The 17,518-nt window shown below is 68.5% G+C and carries 10 protein-coding genes; 6 read left to right on the top strand and 4 right to left on the bottom strand.

Features of this window, described 5'->3' with window-relative positions; genetic code table 11:
* Positions 1 to 44: 44 nt before the first annotated feature.
* From pepN to ACF8ML_RS05860, 4 genes are all read right to left on the bottom strand, one after another.
* A complete protein-coding gene (pepN, locus tag ACF8ML_RS05875) occupies positions 45 to 2,771 on the bottom strand; it encodes an aminopeptidase N (RefSeq protein ID WP_016450620.1) in 2,727 nt (908 codons plus the stop codon).
* A gap of 78 nt (positions 2,772 to 2,849) precedes the next feature.
* Positions 2,850 to 3,954 (bottom strand): peptide chain release factor 2 gene (gene prfB, locus ACF8ML_RS05870; protein ID WP_392406643.1). Its coding sequence is split into 2 segments (ribosomal slippage): positions 2,850 to 3,872 and positions 3,874 to 3,954, totalling 1,104 coding nucleotides; the frame shifts between segments, so codons are not numbered across the junction.
* Positions 3,955 to 4,245: 291 nt separating this feature from the next.
* On the bottom strand, positions 4,246 to 6,090 hold the full coding sequence (locus ACF8ML_RS05865; protein ID WP_277848557.1) for a methyl-accepting chemotaxis protein: 1,845 nt from the start codon (positions 6,088 to 6,090) through the stop codon (positions 4,246 to 4,248).
* Positions 6,091 to 6,323: 233 nt separating this feature from the next.
* Positions 6,324 to 8,912 (bottom strand): GGDEF and EAL domain-containing protein, encoded by a 2,589-nt coding sequence (locus ACF8ML_RS05860; RefSeq protein ID WP_047327589.1) that lies wholly within the window; start codon positions 8,910 to 8,912, stop codon positions 6,324 to 6,326.
* Between the two features lie 228 nt (positions 8,913 to 9,140).
* Here ACF8ML_RS05860 and ACF8ML_RS05855 point away from each other — a divergent pair, with 228 nt between their 5' ends.
* The 6 genes from ACF8ML_RS05855 (at position 9,141) to fhuE (ending at position 17,499) form a co-directional block, all read left to right on the top strand.
* Positions 9,141 to 9,665 (top strand): sigma-70 family RNA polymerase sigma factor, encoded by a 525-nt coding sequence (locus tag ACF8ML_RS05855; RefSeq protein ID WP_392406641.1) that lies wholly within the window; start codon positions 9,141 to 9,143, stop codon positions 9,663 to 9,665.
* Entirely contained in the window at positions 9,644 to 10,648 is a 1,005-nt protein-coding gene (locus tag ACF8ML_RS05850) for a FecR domain-containing protein (protein WP_392406639.1), read from the top strand. Before ACF8ML_RS05855 ends, ACF8ML_RS05850 begins: the two co-directional genes overlap by 22 nt.
* A gap of 89 nt (positions 10,649 to 10,737) precedes the next feature.
* The gene (locus ACF8ML_RS05845; protein WP_392406637.1) at positions 10,738 to 13,224 is read left to right on the top strand and encodes a TonB-dependent siderophore receptor; all 2,487 of its coding nucleotides are present in this window, start codon (positions 10,738 to 10,740) and stop codon (positions 13,222 to 13,224) included.
* Positions 13,225 to 13,350: 126 nt separating this feature from the next.
* Positions 13,351 to 13,833 (top strand): sigma-70 family RNA polymerase sigma factor, encoded by a 483-nt coding sequence (locus ACF8ML_RS05840; protein WP_016450750.1) that lies wholly within the window; start codon positions 13,351 to 13,353, stop codon positions 13,831 to 13,833.
* 5 nt (positions 13,834 to 13,838) lie between these two features.
* Positions 13,839 to 14,822 carry a FecR domain-containing protein gene (locus ACF8ML_RS05835; protein WP_392406635.1) on the top strand — a complete coding sequence of 328 codons (984 nt, stop codon included), beginning with the start codon at positions 13,839 to 13,841 and terminating at the stop codon, positions 14,820 to 14,822.
* 142 nt (positions 14,823 to 14,964) lie between these two features.
* Positions 14,965 to 17,499 (top strand): ferric-rhodotorulic acid/ferric-coprogen receptor FhuE, encoded by a 2,535-nt coding sequence (gene fhuE / locus ACF8ML_RS05830; RefSeq protein WP_392406633.1) that lies wholly within the window; start codon positions 14,965 to 14,967, stop codon positions 17,497 to 17,499.
* Positions 17,500 to 17,518 lie beyond the last annotated feature (19 nt).

Genomic DNA, 17,518 nt, shown 5'->3' with positions numbered 1-17,518 from the left:
CCCCTGCAAGGGGGAAGGCGCGAAGCGACTCAGGGGGTGGCTCGTCAATCCGCGAGGGCGCGGGTGACGACTTCACGCACGTCGTTGCTGAGTTCGGCGCGAGCCGCCACGCGGGCGATGGCTTCACGTGCAGCCGTGCGGTAGGGCTCGGCCAGCTTGCTCCAGCGGTCCAGGGCACGCGCCAGGCGGGCGGCGACCTGGGGGTTGATGGCGTCCAGCTCGATGACGCGCTCGCTCCAGAACACGTAGCCCGCCGCGTCGGCGCGGTGGAAGGCGCCGGGATTGGCGCTGCAGTAGCTGAAGATCAGGCTGCGCGCGCGGTTGGGGTTCTTGATCTGGAAGTCGGGGTGCTTCATCAGCTGCTTGACGGCCGGCAGCACGTTGCCGCCACGGTCGCAGGCGCCGCCCTGCAGCGCGAACCACTTGTCCAGGACCAGTGCATCGTGCTGGAACAGCTTGTGGAAACGTGCCAGGGCCTGGGCGGCCAGCGGGTGGCCGCTTTGCACCAGTGCCGTCAGGGCGCTCATGCGGTCGGTCATGTTGCCTGCGTCCTTGAAGCGCTGCAGCGCCTTGCCGGGCCAGACCGTGTCGCCCGAGGCGCGCGCGGCCAGGCACAGCATGGACAGTGCCATGCCGGACAGGGCGCGGCGGCCGGAGCTGACGGGGTCGGGGCGGTAGGCGCCGGTGTCGCTGTGCTCCTGCCATGCCTGCTGCCAGTCGGCCTGCAGTTCGGTGGCCAGTTGCTGGCGCATGGCTTCGCGCACGGCGTGCACGCGCTGCGGATCGACCACGGCCAGTTGCTCGGCAATGTAGCTTTCGCCGGGCAGGGTCAGCATCAGTTCCTTGAAGGCCGCATCCAGCTGCGGATGGCGCAGCACGCCGCGCATGGCCTCGACGAAGGAGGCCGGCAGCAGGGCAGCGGCGATCTGGCCGCTGGCGTCTGCCGTGATGGAGGTGTCGCCAATGGCCTGCAGCGCGATGCGCAGGCCCAGGCGCTGGCCGGCTTCCCAGCGGTTGAAGGCATCGCTGTCATGGGCCAGCAGGGTCAGCAAGGCGGCATCGCTGTCGCTGTGCTGCAGCACCACGGGGGCGCTGAAGCCGCGCAGCAGCGAGGGCACGGGCTCCTGGTCCACGTCGGTGAAGACGAAGCTGTGGCTGGGTTCGGACAGCACCAGCAGGCGGCTGTCGCCGGCTGCCTGCGCATCTTCGCCCTGCAGGCGCAGGGTCAGCGCGCGGCCGTCCTGGCCCAGCAGGCCCATCTGCACGGGGATGACGAAGGGCAGCTTCTCGGCCTGGCCGGGCGTGGGCGCGCAGCTTTGGCTCAGGGTCAGCGTGTAGGTGCGGGCGGCCGCGTCATAGCTGCCTTCGGCGCGCAGCTGTGGCGTGCCGGCCTGGCTGTACCAGCGCTTGAACTGGTCCAGGCGCCGGGCCAGTTCGCTGTCGGGGTTGGCGTCGGCCATGGCCTGGGCGAAGTCGTCGCAGGTCACTGCGTGGCCGTCATGGCGCTCGAAATACAGCTTCATGCCCTTGGCGAAGCCTTCGCGGCCCACCAGGTTGTGCTGCATGCGCACGACCTCGGCACCTTTTTCGTAGATGGTGACGGTGTAGAAGTTGTTGATCTCGATGTAGCTGTCGGGCCGCACCGGGTGGGCCATGGGGCCTGCATCCTCGGGGAACTGGGCGGTGCGCAGCACGCGCACGTCCTCGATGCGCTTGACGGCGCGCGCCGAGGGGCTGCCCGCCATGTCCATGCTGAATTCCTGGTCGCGGAAGACGGTCAGGCCTTCCTTGAGCGACAGCTGGAACCAGTCGCGGCAGGTGACGCGGTTGCCGGTCCAGTTGTGGAAGTACTCGTGGCCGACGACGGACTCGATGTTGGCGTAGTCGGTGTCGGTGGCCGTGGACTGGCTGGCCAGGACGTACTTGGTATTGAAGACGTTCAGGCCCTTGTTCTCCATGGCGCCCATGTTGAAGTCGCTGGTGGCGACGATCATGAAGCGGTCCAGGTCCAGCGACAGGCCGAAGCGGGCCTCGTCCCAGGCCACGCTGGCCATGAGGGAGTTCATGGCGTGCTCGGTCTTCTCCAGGTCGCCGGGGCGCACGAAGACCTGCAGCAGGTGGTCGCGGCCCGCGCGGCTCTTGATCTTTTGCTCGCGCGCGACCAGGTTGCCGGCCACCAGGGCGAACAGGTAGCTGGGCTTGCGGTGCGGATCGGCCCACTTGGCGAAGTGGCGGCCGTCTTCCAGCGCGCCTTGCTCGACCAGGTTGCCGTTGGACAGCAGCACCGGGTACGCGGTCTTGTCGGCGCGCAGCGTCACGGTATACATGGCCATCACGTCGGGACGGTCCAGGAAATAGGTGATGCGGCGGAAACCCTCGGCCTCGCACTGGGTGAAGAACGTGCCCTGGCTCACATACAGGCCCATGAGCTTGGTGTTCTTGGCGGGCGCGCAGGTGGTGAAGATTTCCAGATCGACGGGGTCGCCGCCCTCGGGCAGGTTCTCCAGCACGAGCTGGTCGCCGTCCATCTTGAACGAGGTGCCGCCGCCGTTGACCAGCACGCGCGCAAGGTTCAGTTCATCGCCGTCCAGGCGCAGCGGCTGCGCCGGCACCTCGGTGTTGCGGCGCACGCGCATCTTGTTGAGCACGCGGGTCTTGGCCGGATCGAGATCGAAGGTCAGGTCCACGGTGTCGATCCACCAGGCAGGAGCCTGGTAGTCGGCGCGGTGGATGGCGGTGGCAGGGGCCTGCCCGTCACGCAGTTGCAGCATACAGATTCCTTCCTATGCCAATATCAGGGGACAGAGTTCAAGCCCCTGTGCGGCCGGTGCCGCCCAGGGGCTTGAAACTCAGAGGCCTTGCTTGAGCGAGGCTTCGATGAAAGCGTCGAGGTCGCCGTCCAGCACCTTCTGGGTGGCCGAGATTTCGACGTTGGTGCGCAAATCCTTGATGCGGCTGTTGTCCAGCACGTACGAGCGGATCTGGTGGCCCCAGCCCACATCGGTCTTGGTGTCCTCCAGCTTTTGCTGCTCCACCATGCGCTTTTGCATCTCGTGCTCGTAGAGCTTGGAGCGCAGGCGCTGCCATGCGACGTCGCGGTTGCTGTGCTGGCTGCGGCCATCCTGGCATTGCACGACGATGCCGGTCGGGATGTGCGTCAGGCGCACGGCCGAGTCGGTCTTGTTGATGTGCTGGCCGCCGGCGCCCGATGCGCGGTAGGTGTCGGTGCGCACGTCCGAGGGGTTGATCTCGATCTGGATCGAGTCGTCGATCTCGGGATAGACGAACAGCGAGGCAAAGCTGGTGTGGCGGCCGCCCGAGCTGTCGAAGGGCGACTTGCGCACCAGGCGGTGCACGCCGGTTTCGGTGCGCAGCAGGCCGTAGGCGTACTCGCCCTCGATGTGGATGGTCGCGCTCTTGATGCCGGCGATGTCGCCCGGCGTCTCTTCCTCGACCGTGGCCTTGAAGCCCTTGCGTTCGGCGTACTTCAGGTACTGGCGCAGCAGCATGCCGGCCCAGTCGCAGGCTTCGGTGCCGCCGGCGCCGGCCTGGATGTCCACGAAGCAGTTCAGCGGATCGGCTTCCTTGCCGAACATGCGGCGGAATTCCAGTTCCTCGATCAGGGGCTGCAGCTTGGCGGTCTCGCCCTCGATGGTGAGCAGGCCGGTCTCATCGCCTTCTTCCTTGCTCATCTCGAACAGCTCGGCGTTGTCGGCCAGCTCGGTGGTGAGCTTTTGCAGCGTCAGCACGACGCCGTCGAGCAGCTTCTTTTCCTTGCCCAGGTCCTGGGCCTTCTTGGGGTCGTTCCAGACGCTGGGATCTTCCAGCGAGGCATTTACCGTGCGCAGTCGTTCGTACTTTGCATCGTAGTCAAAGATACCTCCGTAGATCTGCCGTCCGCTGCGACAGATCTTCGAGGGTGTTGCCGATGAGGTTGATGCGTTCTGCTTCCATGATGTGTTCCGTCTTCTGATGAATGTGTTCTTGGCTGAATCGCCGATTTTCTCATGCTGGGGCACCGTGCCGGGCCAAGCGCCTGTCGCGCGGGGCTGCGGGAGGGCGGCAGACTGGCGAGGGCTTTCAAAACAAGGGCTTGCAGCGGTCGATCATGGCAGATTTGAAGGGCTTGGCCATGGCAGGGGCGTGATCCGCCTGCGAGGCGCCCGGAAAAAAGGCCCGGCCAGCAGGAGCTGGTCGGGCCTTGGCCGGTGTGTCCGCTCCCGGCGGGGCGGGCGAAAACCTGGTTCAGAAGGTTTCCCAATCGTCGTCGGAGGCCGTGCTGGCCGCCTTGGCCCTGGCAGGTGCGGTCACGGCAGGCCGGGCCGGCTGCGCCGGCTGGGCCGGGCGCGCGGCGCCTGCCGGAGCAGGGGGTGCACCGGCCGCACCGGTTGCAGAAGGCAGGGCGGCCGATGCGCGTGCGGGCACAGCGCCTTTGGGAGCGGCAGGCGCCAGATGCGGACGGGGCGCCGCCGGTGTCTGGCGGGGCGCTGCCACGGCGGCGGCGTGGCTGACACCGCGGCTGCTGCCCAGCATGCCGGTGGACGGCGAGAGCTTGAACACGCTCACCACCTCGGCCAGCGCCTTGGCCTGGGCCTGCAGGGCGCCGGTGGCCGCCGCCGATTCCTCGACCAGGGCCGCGTTCTGCTGGGTCATCTGGTCCATCTGCGTGACGGCCTGGTTGACCTGCTCGATACCGGCCGTCTGCTCATGGCTGGCGGCCGAGATCTCGCCCATGATGTCGGTCACGCGGCGCACGCTGGCCACGATCTCCTCCATGGTCTTGCCGGCCGAATCGACCTGGGCGCTGCCTTCCTCGACCTTGCCCACCGAGTCGTCGATGAGCTGCTTGATCTCCTTGGCGGCGGCGGCCGAGCGCTGGGCCAGGGTGCGCACTTCCGAGGCGACGACGGCAAAGCCCCGGCCCTGGTCGCCGGCGCGGGCCGCTTCCACGGCGGCATTCAGCGCCAGGATGTTGGTCTGGAAGGCGATGGAGTCGATGACGCCGATGATGTCCACGATCTTGCGCGAGGCATCGTTGATGGCGGACATGGTCTGCACCACCTGGGCCACGGCCGTTCCGCCGCGCACGGCGACCTGGGACGCGGCGGCGGCCAGCTGGTTGGCCTGCTGGGCGTTGGCGCCGTTTTGCTTGACGGTGGAGGTCAGCTCCTCCATGGAGGCGGCGGTCTGCTCCAGCGAGCTGGCCTGCTCCTCGGTGCGGGCCGACAGGTCCTGGTTGCCCGATGCGATCTGGCCGCTGGCCGTGGCGATGGAGTCCGTGCCCTGGCGCACCTGGCCCACGATGCGTTGCAGGCTTTCGTTCATGTGCTGCAGGGCCAGCAGCAGCTGGCCGGTCTCGTCCTTGCCATGCACCTCGATGCGGCTGCCCAGGTCGCCTGCGGCCACGGCCTGCGCCAGGCTCACGGCCTGCTGCAGGGGGCGCGCCACGCTGCGGGCGATCAGCAGGGCCATGGCCAGGCCGAAGACCACGGCGCCCACCAGCAGGGCGATCACCCACCAGCGCGCAGCCGTGAAGATGTCGTCACCGGCCTGGTTGGCATCTTCGATGCCTTGGGCGTTGAGCTTGATCAGTTCATCGAGCTTGCTGTTGATGGCGCGGCTGGTCTTGACCGAATCGCCGCGCAGCAGCTCGGACGCCTCGTCGGTGCGCAGGGCGTGGGACAGGTCCACGATCTTTGCCGTGTGCTGCGCGTACTGGCCCAGATCGTCCTTGATGCCGGCCATCAGCTCGCGCTCGCGAGCCGTATTGGCATAGCGCTCGAAGGCCTGCTGGTTCTTCAGCAGCTCGGACCACAGCGCGGGCATGTTCTTGTCGTAGACGGCCATCTCTTCCATGGAGGTGGCCAGCACATGCTGCATGGTCTGCGAGCGGTAGCGCTGCAGCTGGTAGCGCATCTCCAGGAGCACGCGCTCGGCAGGCATCCAGTGGTGGGCCAGGTCGGTGGCGGTCTGGTTGACGCGGTCCAGCTGGACCACGGAGAACAGGCCCAGGCCTGCGGTCAGCAGCAGCAGGGCGATGAAGGAGGCCAGCAGCTTGGGGGCCAGCTTCAGATTGCGGAAAAACATCATGGTGGGGGAGTGCCGTATGGCGAAGAGCGGAAGCGGATGAGCGGCTGGGGCTGGGAGTCGGCGGAAACGGTGGCGATCTGTGGCGATCAGCGGGGCCGACACTCAGCCGCCGCCATGCCGCAGATATCGGTCACTTGCCGGCGAGGCTTAGGGAAAAATAGGTCCAGTCCGAATATTTATTGCGGATTGTTACTTTTGCCGGCCAAGGTCTCCGCGCGCATGGCCTGGTCCGCTCACACGTCCGTCGTCAGGCCGGCCTGCGCGCTCGAGGCCTGCAGCCACCGCTCCAGATCAGCGGCCGGCAGCGGGCGCGAGAACAGATAGCCCTGTGCCACCGGATAGCCCTGTTCGCGCAGGATGGTGTTCTGCGCTGCCGTCTCCACGCCCTCGGCCACCACGGTCAGGTGCAGGCTGCGGCCTATGCCCAGGATGGCGTTGCTCAGCGCCTGCGCGGCCTCGTCGTGCTCCAGGTCGGCGACGAAGCTGCGGTCCAGCTTGAGCTCGCTGACCGGCAGGCGCCGCAGGTAGCTGAGGCTGGAGTAGCCCGTGCCGAAGTCGTCCATGGACAGGCGCACGCCCTGGGAATGCACGGCCTGCAGCGTGCGCATGGTGCCCGGGTTGGTGTCCAGCAGCAGGCTTTCGGTGATCTCCAGCGTGAGGTCCTGCGGCTTGAGCGCGTTGTGCTCCAGGGTGTCGGCAATCATGCGCGGCAGGTCCAGGTTGTGAAAGCTGGTGGGCGAGAGGTTGACCGACATGGCCGGCACGTCGATGCCCCGGCTGCGCCACTCGCCCAGCTGGCGGCAGGCCTCGCGCAGTGCCCAGGTGCCCAGCTCGCCGATCAGGCCGCATTCCTCGGCCAGCGGAATGAAGCGTGCGGGCGAGATCTCGCCGAATTCCGCATGGCTCCAGCGCGCCAGGGCCTCCACGCCGTAGAGGCGCCCGTCCTTCAGGTCGAGCTGGGGCTGGTAGTGCAGTCGCAGGCCGCCGCTGCGCAGGGCATCGCGCAGCGCCGTCTCCAGCACCAGGCGCTCCTGGGCCAGGCGGTTCATCTCGGGGCTGAAGAAGCTGTAGAGCCCGCGCCCGCCCGACTTGGCCTGGTACATGGCCATGTCGGCGCGGTGCAGCAGGGTCTCCATGTCGCGCCCGTCGGCGGGAAACACGGCAATGCCGCAACTGGCCGTGCTGGCCAGGGACACGTCGTCGATCATGCAGGGCTCGCCAAGTGCCGACTGCAGCCGCTCTATCACCTCGGCCGCCTGCGCACCGCCGCAGTGTGGCAGCACGATGACGAACTCGTCGCCCGACAGCCGCCCGGCAATGTCACCCGTGCGCAGCTCCGCCTGAATGCGCTGGGCCACGCTGCACAGCAGCCGGTCGCCGGCCGGGTGGCCCAGCGAGTCGTTGACCTGCTTGAAACGGTCCAGGTCGATGAAGACCACGGCCAGCTCGTGGCCCTCGTGCGACGCCACGGACAGCGCCTGCTCGGCCTGGGCCAGCAGCAGGCTGCGGTTGGGCAGGGTGGTCAGCCCGTCGTAGAAGGCCAGCTGCCGGATGCGGCGGCGTGCCTGCTCGCGCTCCAGCGCCAGCGCGCACAGGTCGGTGCAGGCCTCCACCAGCCGCTGGTGGAAGGGATCGGGGCCGGGCCGGTTGAAATGGCGGTAGTAGAAGGCAAAGGTGCCGGCCACGCCGCCCTGCAGCCCGCAGATGGGCGTGGACCAGCAGGCCGTATACCCCAGCGGCAGGATGAGGTGCTTGTAGTCGGCCCACAGCGGGTCGGTGGCGATGTCGCCCACCAGCACGGGCCGGTTGTGAAAGGCCGCCGCGCCGCAGGAGCCGACATTGGGGCCGATGGGCACGCCGTCCAGCGCCGCCGAATAGGAGGCCGGCAGGCTGGGCGCGGCCAGCGGATGCAGGCGGTTCTGGTCATCGACTTCCAGCACCGAGACCGCGATATCGGGCGCAATGCGCTCGACCTCGCGGCACACCAGGTCCAGCACCTCGGTCAGCGGCTGGTCGCGGGCCATGGCCTCCAGGGCGCGCCGCTGCAGCACCTCATGCATCTTGGCTTCGGTAATGTCGGTGATCACCGTCACCGTGGTCTGCAGCCGCCCGTCCGGCCCCATCACGGGATTGGCCTGGGCGCTGACCCAGTAGCGCTCGCCGTCCTTGCCCACCAGGATCTCCTCGCGGTACACGGGCTTGCCCGCGTCCAGCTCGGCGCGGTAGGCGGCCGTGAATTCGGGCGAGGCATGGGGCACCAGCAGGGCGATGGGCGCACGGCCCACCACCTCCTCGCTGGTCCAGCCGAACATGCGGCTGAAGCCCGCATTCACATAGCTGATGGTCCAGTTGCCATCGGCGATCACCACGGCCGCGTCGGTGGCATCGGCCACCAGGGACAGGCGCCGCATGTGCTCCTGCCGCCGGCGGTCGGCCAGCATGCGGGCCGAGACATCGGTGGCAATGCACAGCACATGGCTGAGGGCGCCGGCCGCATCGAGCACGGGCGCATAGGTGGCCTCCAGCCAGCAGGTGCTTCCGTCGCGGCGCCGGTGCTCTCCCACGCGCGAAACCGTCTCGCCCGCGCCCCAGCGCTGGCGCCACTGACCGTAGGCGGCCGGGTCGGCCTGGGCCTGCGTGCACAGATCGCTGTGAAGCAGACCTTCAGCGCCCGTGGCCGGATAGCCGAGGATGGCCTCGTAGTTGGCATTGGCGCGCATCAGCCGGCCTTCGGGCGTGAATTCCGCCAGCGCCATGGCCTTGTCCAGCGTGCTCCACAGCGCCTGTTGTCCTGCCGTGCCTGCTACCCGCGTTTCGAACATGGTTCGCTCTCCTGATGGATGCTGAGCTGATGATTGATTGTTTCTAAATGATACCGATCCGGCGCAGCAGCTGGATGTCAGCCACACCTGGTCGCACTTGCTCCCACTGTTCGCCTTTGGATGGTCCGCCTGATGGCACGCTTAGGCAAGTGATTCCGCTGGTTACAATGATTTGAGAATGATTCTTGTTTGATGGTGCATCCCGCCTTCAAGCCATCGGGTCCTACCATGCCATCCGCCCCAGCCTCCAGCGCCGCCTCCAGCTCCTTGCACCGCGAAATCTCCACCCTCTATGCCGGCCACCATGGCTGGCTGCAGGGATGGCTGCGCCGCAGGCTGGGCAACGGGGCGGATGCGGCGGACCTGGCGCAGGACACCTTTGTGCGCATCCTGGGCGTGCGCGACCTGGCTGGTGTGCAGGAGCCGCGTGCCTACCTGACCACGGTGGCCAAGGGCGTGCTCGTCAACTGGTACAAGCGCCAGGCGCTGGAGCGCGCCTACCTCGAAGCCCTGGCCGCCTTGCCCGAGCCCGTGGCGCCTTCGCCCGAGCAGCGCGCCCTGGTACTGGAGACCCTGCACGAGATAGACGCCATGCTGGACGCGCTGCCGCCCATCGTGCGGCGCACGTTTTTGCTGTCCCAGCTGGACGGCATGAAGTACGAGGACATCGCGCAGCAGCTGGAGGTCTCGCTCACCAGCGTCAAGCGCTACATGGCCCAGGCGTTTCGCCAATGCCTGGGGGCAATGGCGTGATGGAGACGCCCCTGCAAGCGCGCGTGCTCGACGAGGCCGCCGAATGGCTGATGCGCCTGCACGACAGCGGCGCCACCGATGCCGACCGCGCCGCCTGCGAGCGCTGGCGCCAGGCCGACCCACAGCATGCCCTGGCCTGGGAGCGCGCCGAGCGGCTGCTGGGCAAGTTGGGCGGCCTGCCTGCAGCGCTGGCCATGCCGGCGCTGGACCGGCCCCGAAGCCACCGCGCCCAGCGCCGCGCCGCCGTGGCCCGGCTGGCCGCGCTGCTGGCCGTGGCGCCTGCAGGCTGGCTGGTATGGAGTGCGGCGGACCAGCGCGGCTGGGGCGCCGACCTGCGCACCGCCACCGGCGAGCGCCGCACCGAGCATCTGGCCGATGGCAGCCGCCTCCTGCTGGACACGGCCAGCGCGGTGGACATCCGGTTTGATGGCGCACTGCGCCTGCTCACCCTGCGCCAGGGCGCGATTTCCATAGAAACGGCGGCCGATACCGCCACGTCGCACCGTCCCTTTGTCGTGGACACCGCCCATGGCCGGCTGCGCGCCCTGGGCACCCGCTTCACCGTGCGGCAAGAGGGCGAGAGGGCGGACGGCGGCCCCGTGCGCCTGGCCGTGACCGAGGGCGCCGTGGAGGTCACGCTGCGCGGCGCCGCCAGCCCGGCGCTGGTCGTTCAAGCCGGTCAGCAAACGGTATTGCGAGCGGGGGAGGTGACCGCGCCCCAGCCCCTGCAGCCCGAGGCCACGGCCTGGACCCACGGCATGCTGATGGCCGACGCCATGCCGCTGGCCGCGTTCTGCGCCGAACTGTCGCGCTACCGCCCCGGCCTGCTGCAGTGCGCGCCCGAGGTGCGCGCGCTGCGCGTGTCCGGCTCCTTCCCGCTGGGCGATACGGACCGGACGCTGACCATGCTGGCCTCCACCTATCCCGTCGACGTGCAGACGCGCATGCGCGGCTACTGGATCACCGTCGTCGCCAGGAACTAAAAAAATCGAGGCAGGGTGACACTTTTTCGGATCTCGGCTGGCAACGGGGAAAGAGCTTCTTTCTTCACCGCCTCCAAGGACCGATTTCCATGCCTGCCGTACCCATGCCGCATCCCGTCTTCCATCCCCTGGCGCATGCCGCCCGACTGGCCCTGCTGGGCATGGCATTGGCCGCAGGCGCCGGGCAGGCGGCCGAACCGGCCCCCGCTTCCGTACCTGCCCCCGCTCCCGCAGCCCAGACCTACCAGATTGCGCCCGGGCCGCTGGGCCGCACGCTGGCCGGCGTGGCCACGGCGGCGGGTATTTCGCTGTCCTTCGATCCTGCGCTGACCGAAGGGCTCACCAGCCCGGCCCTGTCCGGCCACTACGCGCCGCAGCAGGCGCTGCAGCGCCTGCTGGCCGGCAGCGGGCTGGACATGGTGGCGCGCAGCGATGGCAGCTACACGCTGCGCAGGCAGGCCGCACCGGCCGGCGCTGGCGCCGGTTCCACCACGGTCCTGAACGAAGTGCAGGTGACGGCCCGCGCCGAGCGCAGCGCCACCAGCGAAGGCACGGGCAGCTACGCGGCCCGCGCGGTCACGGTGGGCAAGGGCGAGCAGGCGATCAAGGACATCCCCCAGTCCATCAGCGTGATCACGCGCCAGCGCATGGACGACCAGAACCTCCACACCGTGGACGACGTGCTGGCCAGCACCACGGGCATCACCATGTACGACAGCCCCATGGGCGGGCGCTATGTCTACTCGCGCGGCTTCCGCGTGGACACCTACCAGTTCGATGGTGTGAACCGCGCCTTCTACTACCCGCAGGCCGACAACTTCACCAGCAACGCCGCCACGCTGGACCGCGTGGAAGTGGTGCGCGGTGCCACGGGGCTGCTGCAGGGGGCGGGCTCGCCCAGCGCGGCCATCAACATGGTGCGCAAGCGCCCCCTGGCAGAGCGCCAGCTGGAGGTCTCGGCCAGTGCGGGCTCCTGGAACAACCTGCGTAGCGAGATCGATGCCACGGGCCCGCTCAACGAGGCCGGCACGCTGCGCGGGCGCGTGGTCGCCAGCCTCAATAGCCGCGACTATTTCTACGACGTGGCCAGCAGCCGCACCGGCGTGCTCTACGGCGTGCTGGAGTACGACCTCAGCTCCCAGACCCGGCTGACGGTGGGCGCCACCCACGAGCGGCTGCGCTCCACGCCGTTCTTCCAGGGCCTGCCGCGCTATGCCGACGGTGCGGACCTGCGGCTGCCGCGCTCCACCTTCCTGGGCGCGGACTGGAACCGCTGGGACAGCGAGCAGACATCGCTGTTTGCCGAGCTGCAGCACCGCTTCAACGCGGACTGGACCGTCAAGGCCACGGCAGGCTACACCCGGGAAAAGCACGACATGAAGTACGCCTTTGCCCTGGGGGCCATCAATCCCGCCACGCTGGCGGGCAACGAGATGTATGCCGGCCTGTTCGATGTCACGACCGACAACAAGACCCTGGACGTGGCGGTGGACGGCAAATTCGACGCCTTCGGCCGCCGGCATTCGCTGAGCTTTGGCGCCAACACGGGCCGCATGGTCAACGACAGCGACTATTCGCTGATCCGCATGGGCCTGCCCAACAACGTGTTCGACCCGAGCGCCGCCATCCGCGAGCCGTCCCGCGCGGAATTCCTGGCCAACCGCTATCGCGGCGATGAAAGCCGCACCCGCATGACCCAGTCCGGCGCCTATGGCGTGGCGCGGCTGGGCCTCACCGATGCACTGACCCTGATCGGCGGCGCCCGCATCACCCGCTTCACGGGCAGCAGCAACTACCGCAACACGGGCGAGGCCTACAACGACCCGTACAAGGAAAGCGGCGTCCTCACGCCCTATGGCGGCCTGGTCTATGCGCTCAATGACCAGTGGTCGGCCTATGCCAGCTACTCCGACATCTTCCAGGCCCAGAACGCCGTGACGGCGGCCGGCGACCTGCTGGCTCCCATCAAGGGGCGCAATCTGGAAGTGGGCATGAAGGGCGAATTGCTGGACGGCAGGGTGAACGCGGCCGTGGCCCTGTTCCGCATCGACCAGAAGAACCGCGCCGAAGAGGACCTGGTCAACCCCTGCTCGGCCAGCACCTACTGCTATGTCTCCGTGGGCAAGGTCCGCAGCCAGGGGCTGGATGCCGAGATCAGCGGCGAGGTGGCGCGCGGCTGGCAGCTGTTTGCCGGCTACACCTTCAGCCATTTCAAGTACCTGGACAACACCTCCAATGCCGGCGTGGAGTTCGCCAGCACCTACACGCCCAAGCACATGCTGCGGGTCTGGAGCGACTACCGCCTGCCGGGCGAATGGAGCGCCTGGAACGTGGGCGGCGGCGTCAACTTCCAGACCGCCAGCTCGCGCGCGGTGGGCGCCATCACCGACGTGCAGCCAGCCTATGCCGTGTGGTCTGCCCGCCTGGGCTACCGCATCGACCGCAACTGGTCCGTGGCACTGAGCGTGGCCAACCTGTTCGACAAGACCTACTACCAGACCATAGGCGCGCCGGCCTGGGGCAATGTCTACGGCGCGCCACGCAGCGCGACGCTCACCCTGCGCGGCAAGTTCTGAAACGCGGCCAGGAGGAACGGACTGCAGCAGCAGGCGGCAGAGCAGGGCCGCAAGAGGGTCGCAGTTGCCTATAATTGAGAATTATTCTCAATCTCGGGTCGTCGCGTGTCCAGCCCATCGCCTTCCTTGTCCGCCCATGTCGAATCCCTGTACCTGGCCCACCACGGCTGGCTGCAGGGCTGGCTGCGCAAGAAGGTGGGCAATGCCTTCGACGCGGCCGATCTGGCGCAGAGCACCTTCCTCAAGGTGCTGGGCGCCAAGGGGCTGGACCAGCTCCAGGAGCCGCGCGCCTACCTGACCACCATTGCGCGCAACCTGCTGATCAACCAGGTGCGCCGCCGCGCCATCGAGCAGGCCTATCTCGATGCCCTGGCCGCCATGCCCGAGCCCGTGGCGCCGCCGCCCGAGGTCCGGCTCATGGTGCTGGAGACCCTGGTGGAGATAGACCGGCGCCTGGGCCGCCTGCCCGCGCTGGCCAAGCAGGCCTTCCTGCTGGCCCAGCTCGAAGGGCTCGGCCATGGCGAGATCGCGGCCGAGCTGGGCATCTCCATCTCCACGGTCAAGCGGCATCTGGCCAAGGCGGCCATGCGCTGCTTCTTCCCGGAGTAGGCGGCATGCAGGCGTTCCCTTCCGCTTCTTCCCCCATTTCTGCCGAAGTGGCCCGCCAGGCCGTGCAATGGTGGCTGCAACTGAACTCCGGCAAGGCCCAGGCCCGGCAGCACGATGGCCTGCAGCGCTGGCGTGCGGCCAGCCCCGAGCATGAGGCCGCCTGGCAGCGCATCGAATCCATGGGCAGCCAGATGGCCGGCATCCCCATGCCGCTGGCGCGGGCCGCATTGGCCGCACCCGGCTCGGCCGGCAGGCGCCGTGCGGTGCAGGCGCTGGCCGTGCTGCTGGTCTCGGGCGCAGGCTCCGCAGCCGTCGTGCGCTCGCAGGCCTGGCGCGGCTGGACGGCCGACCAGGTCGCGGCCGTGGGCGAGCAGCGCACGCTGCCGCTGCCCGATGGCGGCAGCGTGGTGCTCAACACCGGCAGCGCCCTCAACCTGCGCTACGGCGCGGCCGAGCGCGTGCTGGAGCTGGTGCGTGGCGAAATCCTCGTGCAGACCGCGCCGGACAGCCTGCACCGTCCCTTCATCGTGCAGACCGCTATGGGCGCCGTCCAGGCCCTGGGCACGCGCTTCACGGTGCGCGAGCGCGCGTCCGGCATCGAAGTGGGCGTGCTGCGAGGCGCCGTGCAACTGCGGCCCGCGCATGCCCCGCATGCCGCGCAGCGCATAGCTGCAGGAGAGCAGGGCACGTTCACGGCCCAGCAGGCCGCGCACTCCGGCGCGCTGGACACGGCGGCCAGCGCTTGGGCCGAAGGCATGCTGGTGGCCTCGCGCATGCGGCTGGAGGATTTCCTGGCCGAGCTGGGCCGCTACCGGCGCGGGCGCCTGGGCTGCGACCCGGCCGTGGCCGGCCTGCACGTCTCCGGCGCCTATCCGCTGGCCGACACCGACCGCGTGCTGGCCGCGCTGACTTCCTCGCTGCCCGTGGAAATCCATTCCTTCTCGCGCTACTGGGTGATGGTGCGGCCTGCCGGGGCGGGCAAGGCATGAGCGGCACGGCCTGCATGAAGGCCTTCGCCTCTCTTTTGAAAAAAATTTGAGCTGATTTGCCGGCGATGGCTGTCAACAGAGACAGGAGCGCACCGCAGCGTGCGCCAACGCTTCTCTACAACCATTGCAACAAGGCCTTTCCATGCGCCCTCAGACCATGCGCCAGAACTCCATGCGGCAGGCTGCCGCCCCCACTGTCCGCCCATCCCAGGCGGCCCCGGCGTTGCGGCCCGTGGCGCTGGCGCTGCAGGTGCTGTGCGCGGGCACGCTGGCGGGGCTGGCTGCCGCAGGCGCCCTGGCTCCGGCACAGGCCTGGGCGCAGCCGGCTGCCGGTGCTTCGCAGCAACGCCAGTACGACATTGCCGCCGGCCCGCTGGAAAGCGTGCTCAACCAGCTCGGGCGCGAGGCCGGCGTGCTGGTCACCTTCGGCTCGGCCGTCACCGAAGGCTTGCGCAGCGGCGGCGTGAGCGGGCGCTTCACCGTGGAGCAGGCGCTGGACCGCGCCTTGCTGGGCACGCCGCTGGCGGCCGTGCGCTCGGCCGGCGGCGGCTACACCCTGCGCGAGATGCCCGTGGTGCCTGCCACCTCCGGCGCGGCGGGTGCTGCGGGTGCGGCAGGCGCGGGGTCCTCCCAGACGCTCAGGACCGTGCTGGTCACGGCCTCTGCCCAGGCCAGCCCCACAACCGAAGGCTCGGGCTCCTACACCACGCCGGCCACGGCGGCGGCCACGGGCCTGAGCCTGTCGCTGCGCGACACGCCGCAGTCCGTCAGCGTGCTCACGCGCCAGCAGATCGAGGACCAGGGCCTGCTATCGCTCAACGACGCCATGCGCAGCGTCACCGGCATCCATGTCGTCAGCTCGGACAGCGACCGCTCGGACTTCTACTCGCGCGGCTTCTACGTGGACAACCTGCAGTACGACGGCGTGCCCACCTCCATCGGCCTGTCGTTCTACGGCGAATCGGGCAACGACACCACCATCTATGACCGCGTCGAAGTGGTGCGCGGCGCCACGGGCCTGCTCACGGGCGCGGGCAATCCGTCGGCCTCCATCAACATGGTGCGCAAGCACGCCAACAGCAAGGTGTTCACGGGCTCGGCCTCGGCCAGCGTGGGCTCGTGGAACCACCATCGCGGCACGGTGGACCTGTCCATGCCGCTGACGCAGGACGGCCGCATCCGCGCACGCGTCGCCGGCATGGCCGAAGAGCGCGACTCCCATGTGGACCTCTACCACGCGCGCAAGCAGGTCTTCTACGGCGTGATCGATGCCGACCTCACGCCCGACACCACGCTCAGCGTGGGCGCCGACTACCAGGCCAACCGGCCCACCGGCTCGACCTGGGGCGGCCTGCCGCTGGTCTTCACGAACGGCATGCCGGCCGACTGGAGCACCTCCAAGACCACGGCTGCGAACTGGACGCGCTGGAACAGCACCAACAAAAGCATCTTCGCCAATCTGCAGCACCGCTTCGGCAACGACTGGAAGCTCAAGGCCAACTTCGTGCACCGCGACAGCGCCTACGACGCCAAGCTGCTGTACCTCATGCGCCAGCCCGACATCACCACCGGCCTGGGCATGGCAGCCCTGCCCAACTACTCCGAATACAGCTTCCAGCAAAACAGCGCCGACCTGCAGGTGACGGGCGGCTGGGAACTGGGCGGGCGCCGCCATGAGGCCGTTGTCGGCCTGACCAGCAGCCGTGCCCGCGAACACAAGGCCGGCCATGCGCGCACCAGCCCCCTGCAGGACGTGGGCAACTACTACCAATGGGACGGCTCCTATGCCGAGCCCACCTGGGGGCCGCTGACCACCAGCAGCCTGGACCACACGCGCCAGGACGCGCTGTACGGCGCGCTGCGCCTGTCGCTGGCCGATCCGGTCAAGCTCATCGTGGGCGGGCGCCAGAGCAGCTGGAAGGTGCGCAGCCTCAGCGAGGTGCGCGACCACAACGTCTTCATCCCCTACGCAGGCCTGGTGCTGGACCTGAGCGAAGGCTTCTCGGCCTATGCCAGCTACACCGACATCTTCCAGCCCCAGAACTACCGCGACCGCGGCGGCAGCTACCTGGACCCCGTGGCGGGCAAGAGCTTCGAGATCGGCATCAAGGGCGAGCACCTCAACGGCAGGCTCAACAGCTCGCTGTCCGTCTTCCGCATCCAGCAGGACAACGTGGCCCAGCTGGACGAAGGCCAGGTCGTGCCCGGCACCACCGACTTCGCCTACTACGGCGCCAAGGGCGTGACCAGCAAGGGCTTCGAGGCCCAGCTCTCGGGCGAGCTGGCCACGGGCTGGAACCTGTCGGCCGGCATTGCCCACACCGTCGCGCGTGACGCCCAGGGCCTGTCCATCAACGCCTGGGCGCCCAAGACCCAGGCCCAGCTGTTCACTTCCTACCGCCTGCCCGGTGGATGGAATCAGCTCACCGTGGGCGGCGGCCTGCAATGGCAAAGCCGCACCCGCGCCAGCGTCTTCGTGGCGGGCAATGACCTGGTCTTCGAGCAGAAATCCTTCGCCACCGCCAGCCTCATGGCGCGCTATGCCTTCAGCCCCAGGCTCTCGCTGCAGCTGAACCTGAACAACCTCTTCAACAAAAAGTACTACGTCAACATCGACGGCCAGGGCCAGTTCGGCACGCCGCGCCAGGCCATGGCGGTGCTGAACTACAAGTTCTGAGTGGTTGCGTTGGGGCGGG

The organism is Delftia sp. WSY_10, assembly GCF_043104705.1.
Classification (GTDB): Bacteria; Pseudomonadota; Gammaproteobacteria; order Burkholderiales; family Burkholderiaceae_C; genus Comamonas; species Comamonas tsuruhatensis.
The sequence above is the reverse complement of the archived record's forward strand: the minus strand, read 5'-3'. Positions and strand labels throughout refer to the sequence as shown.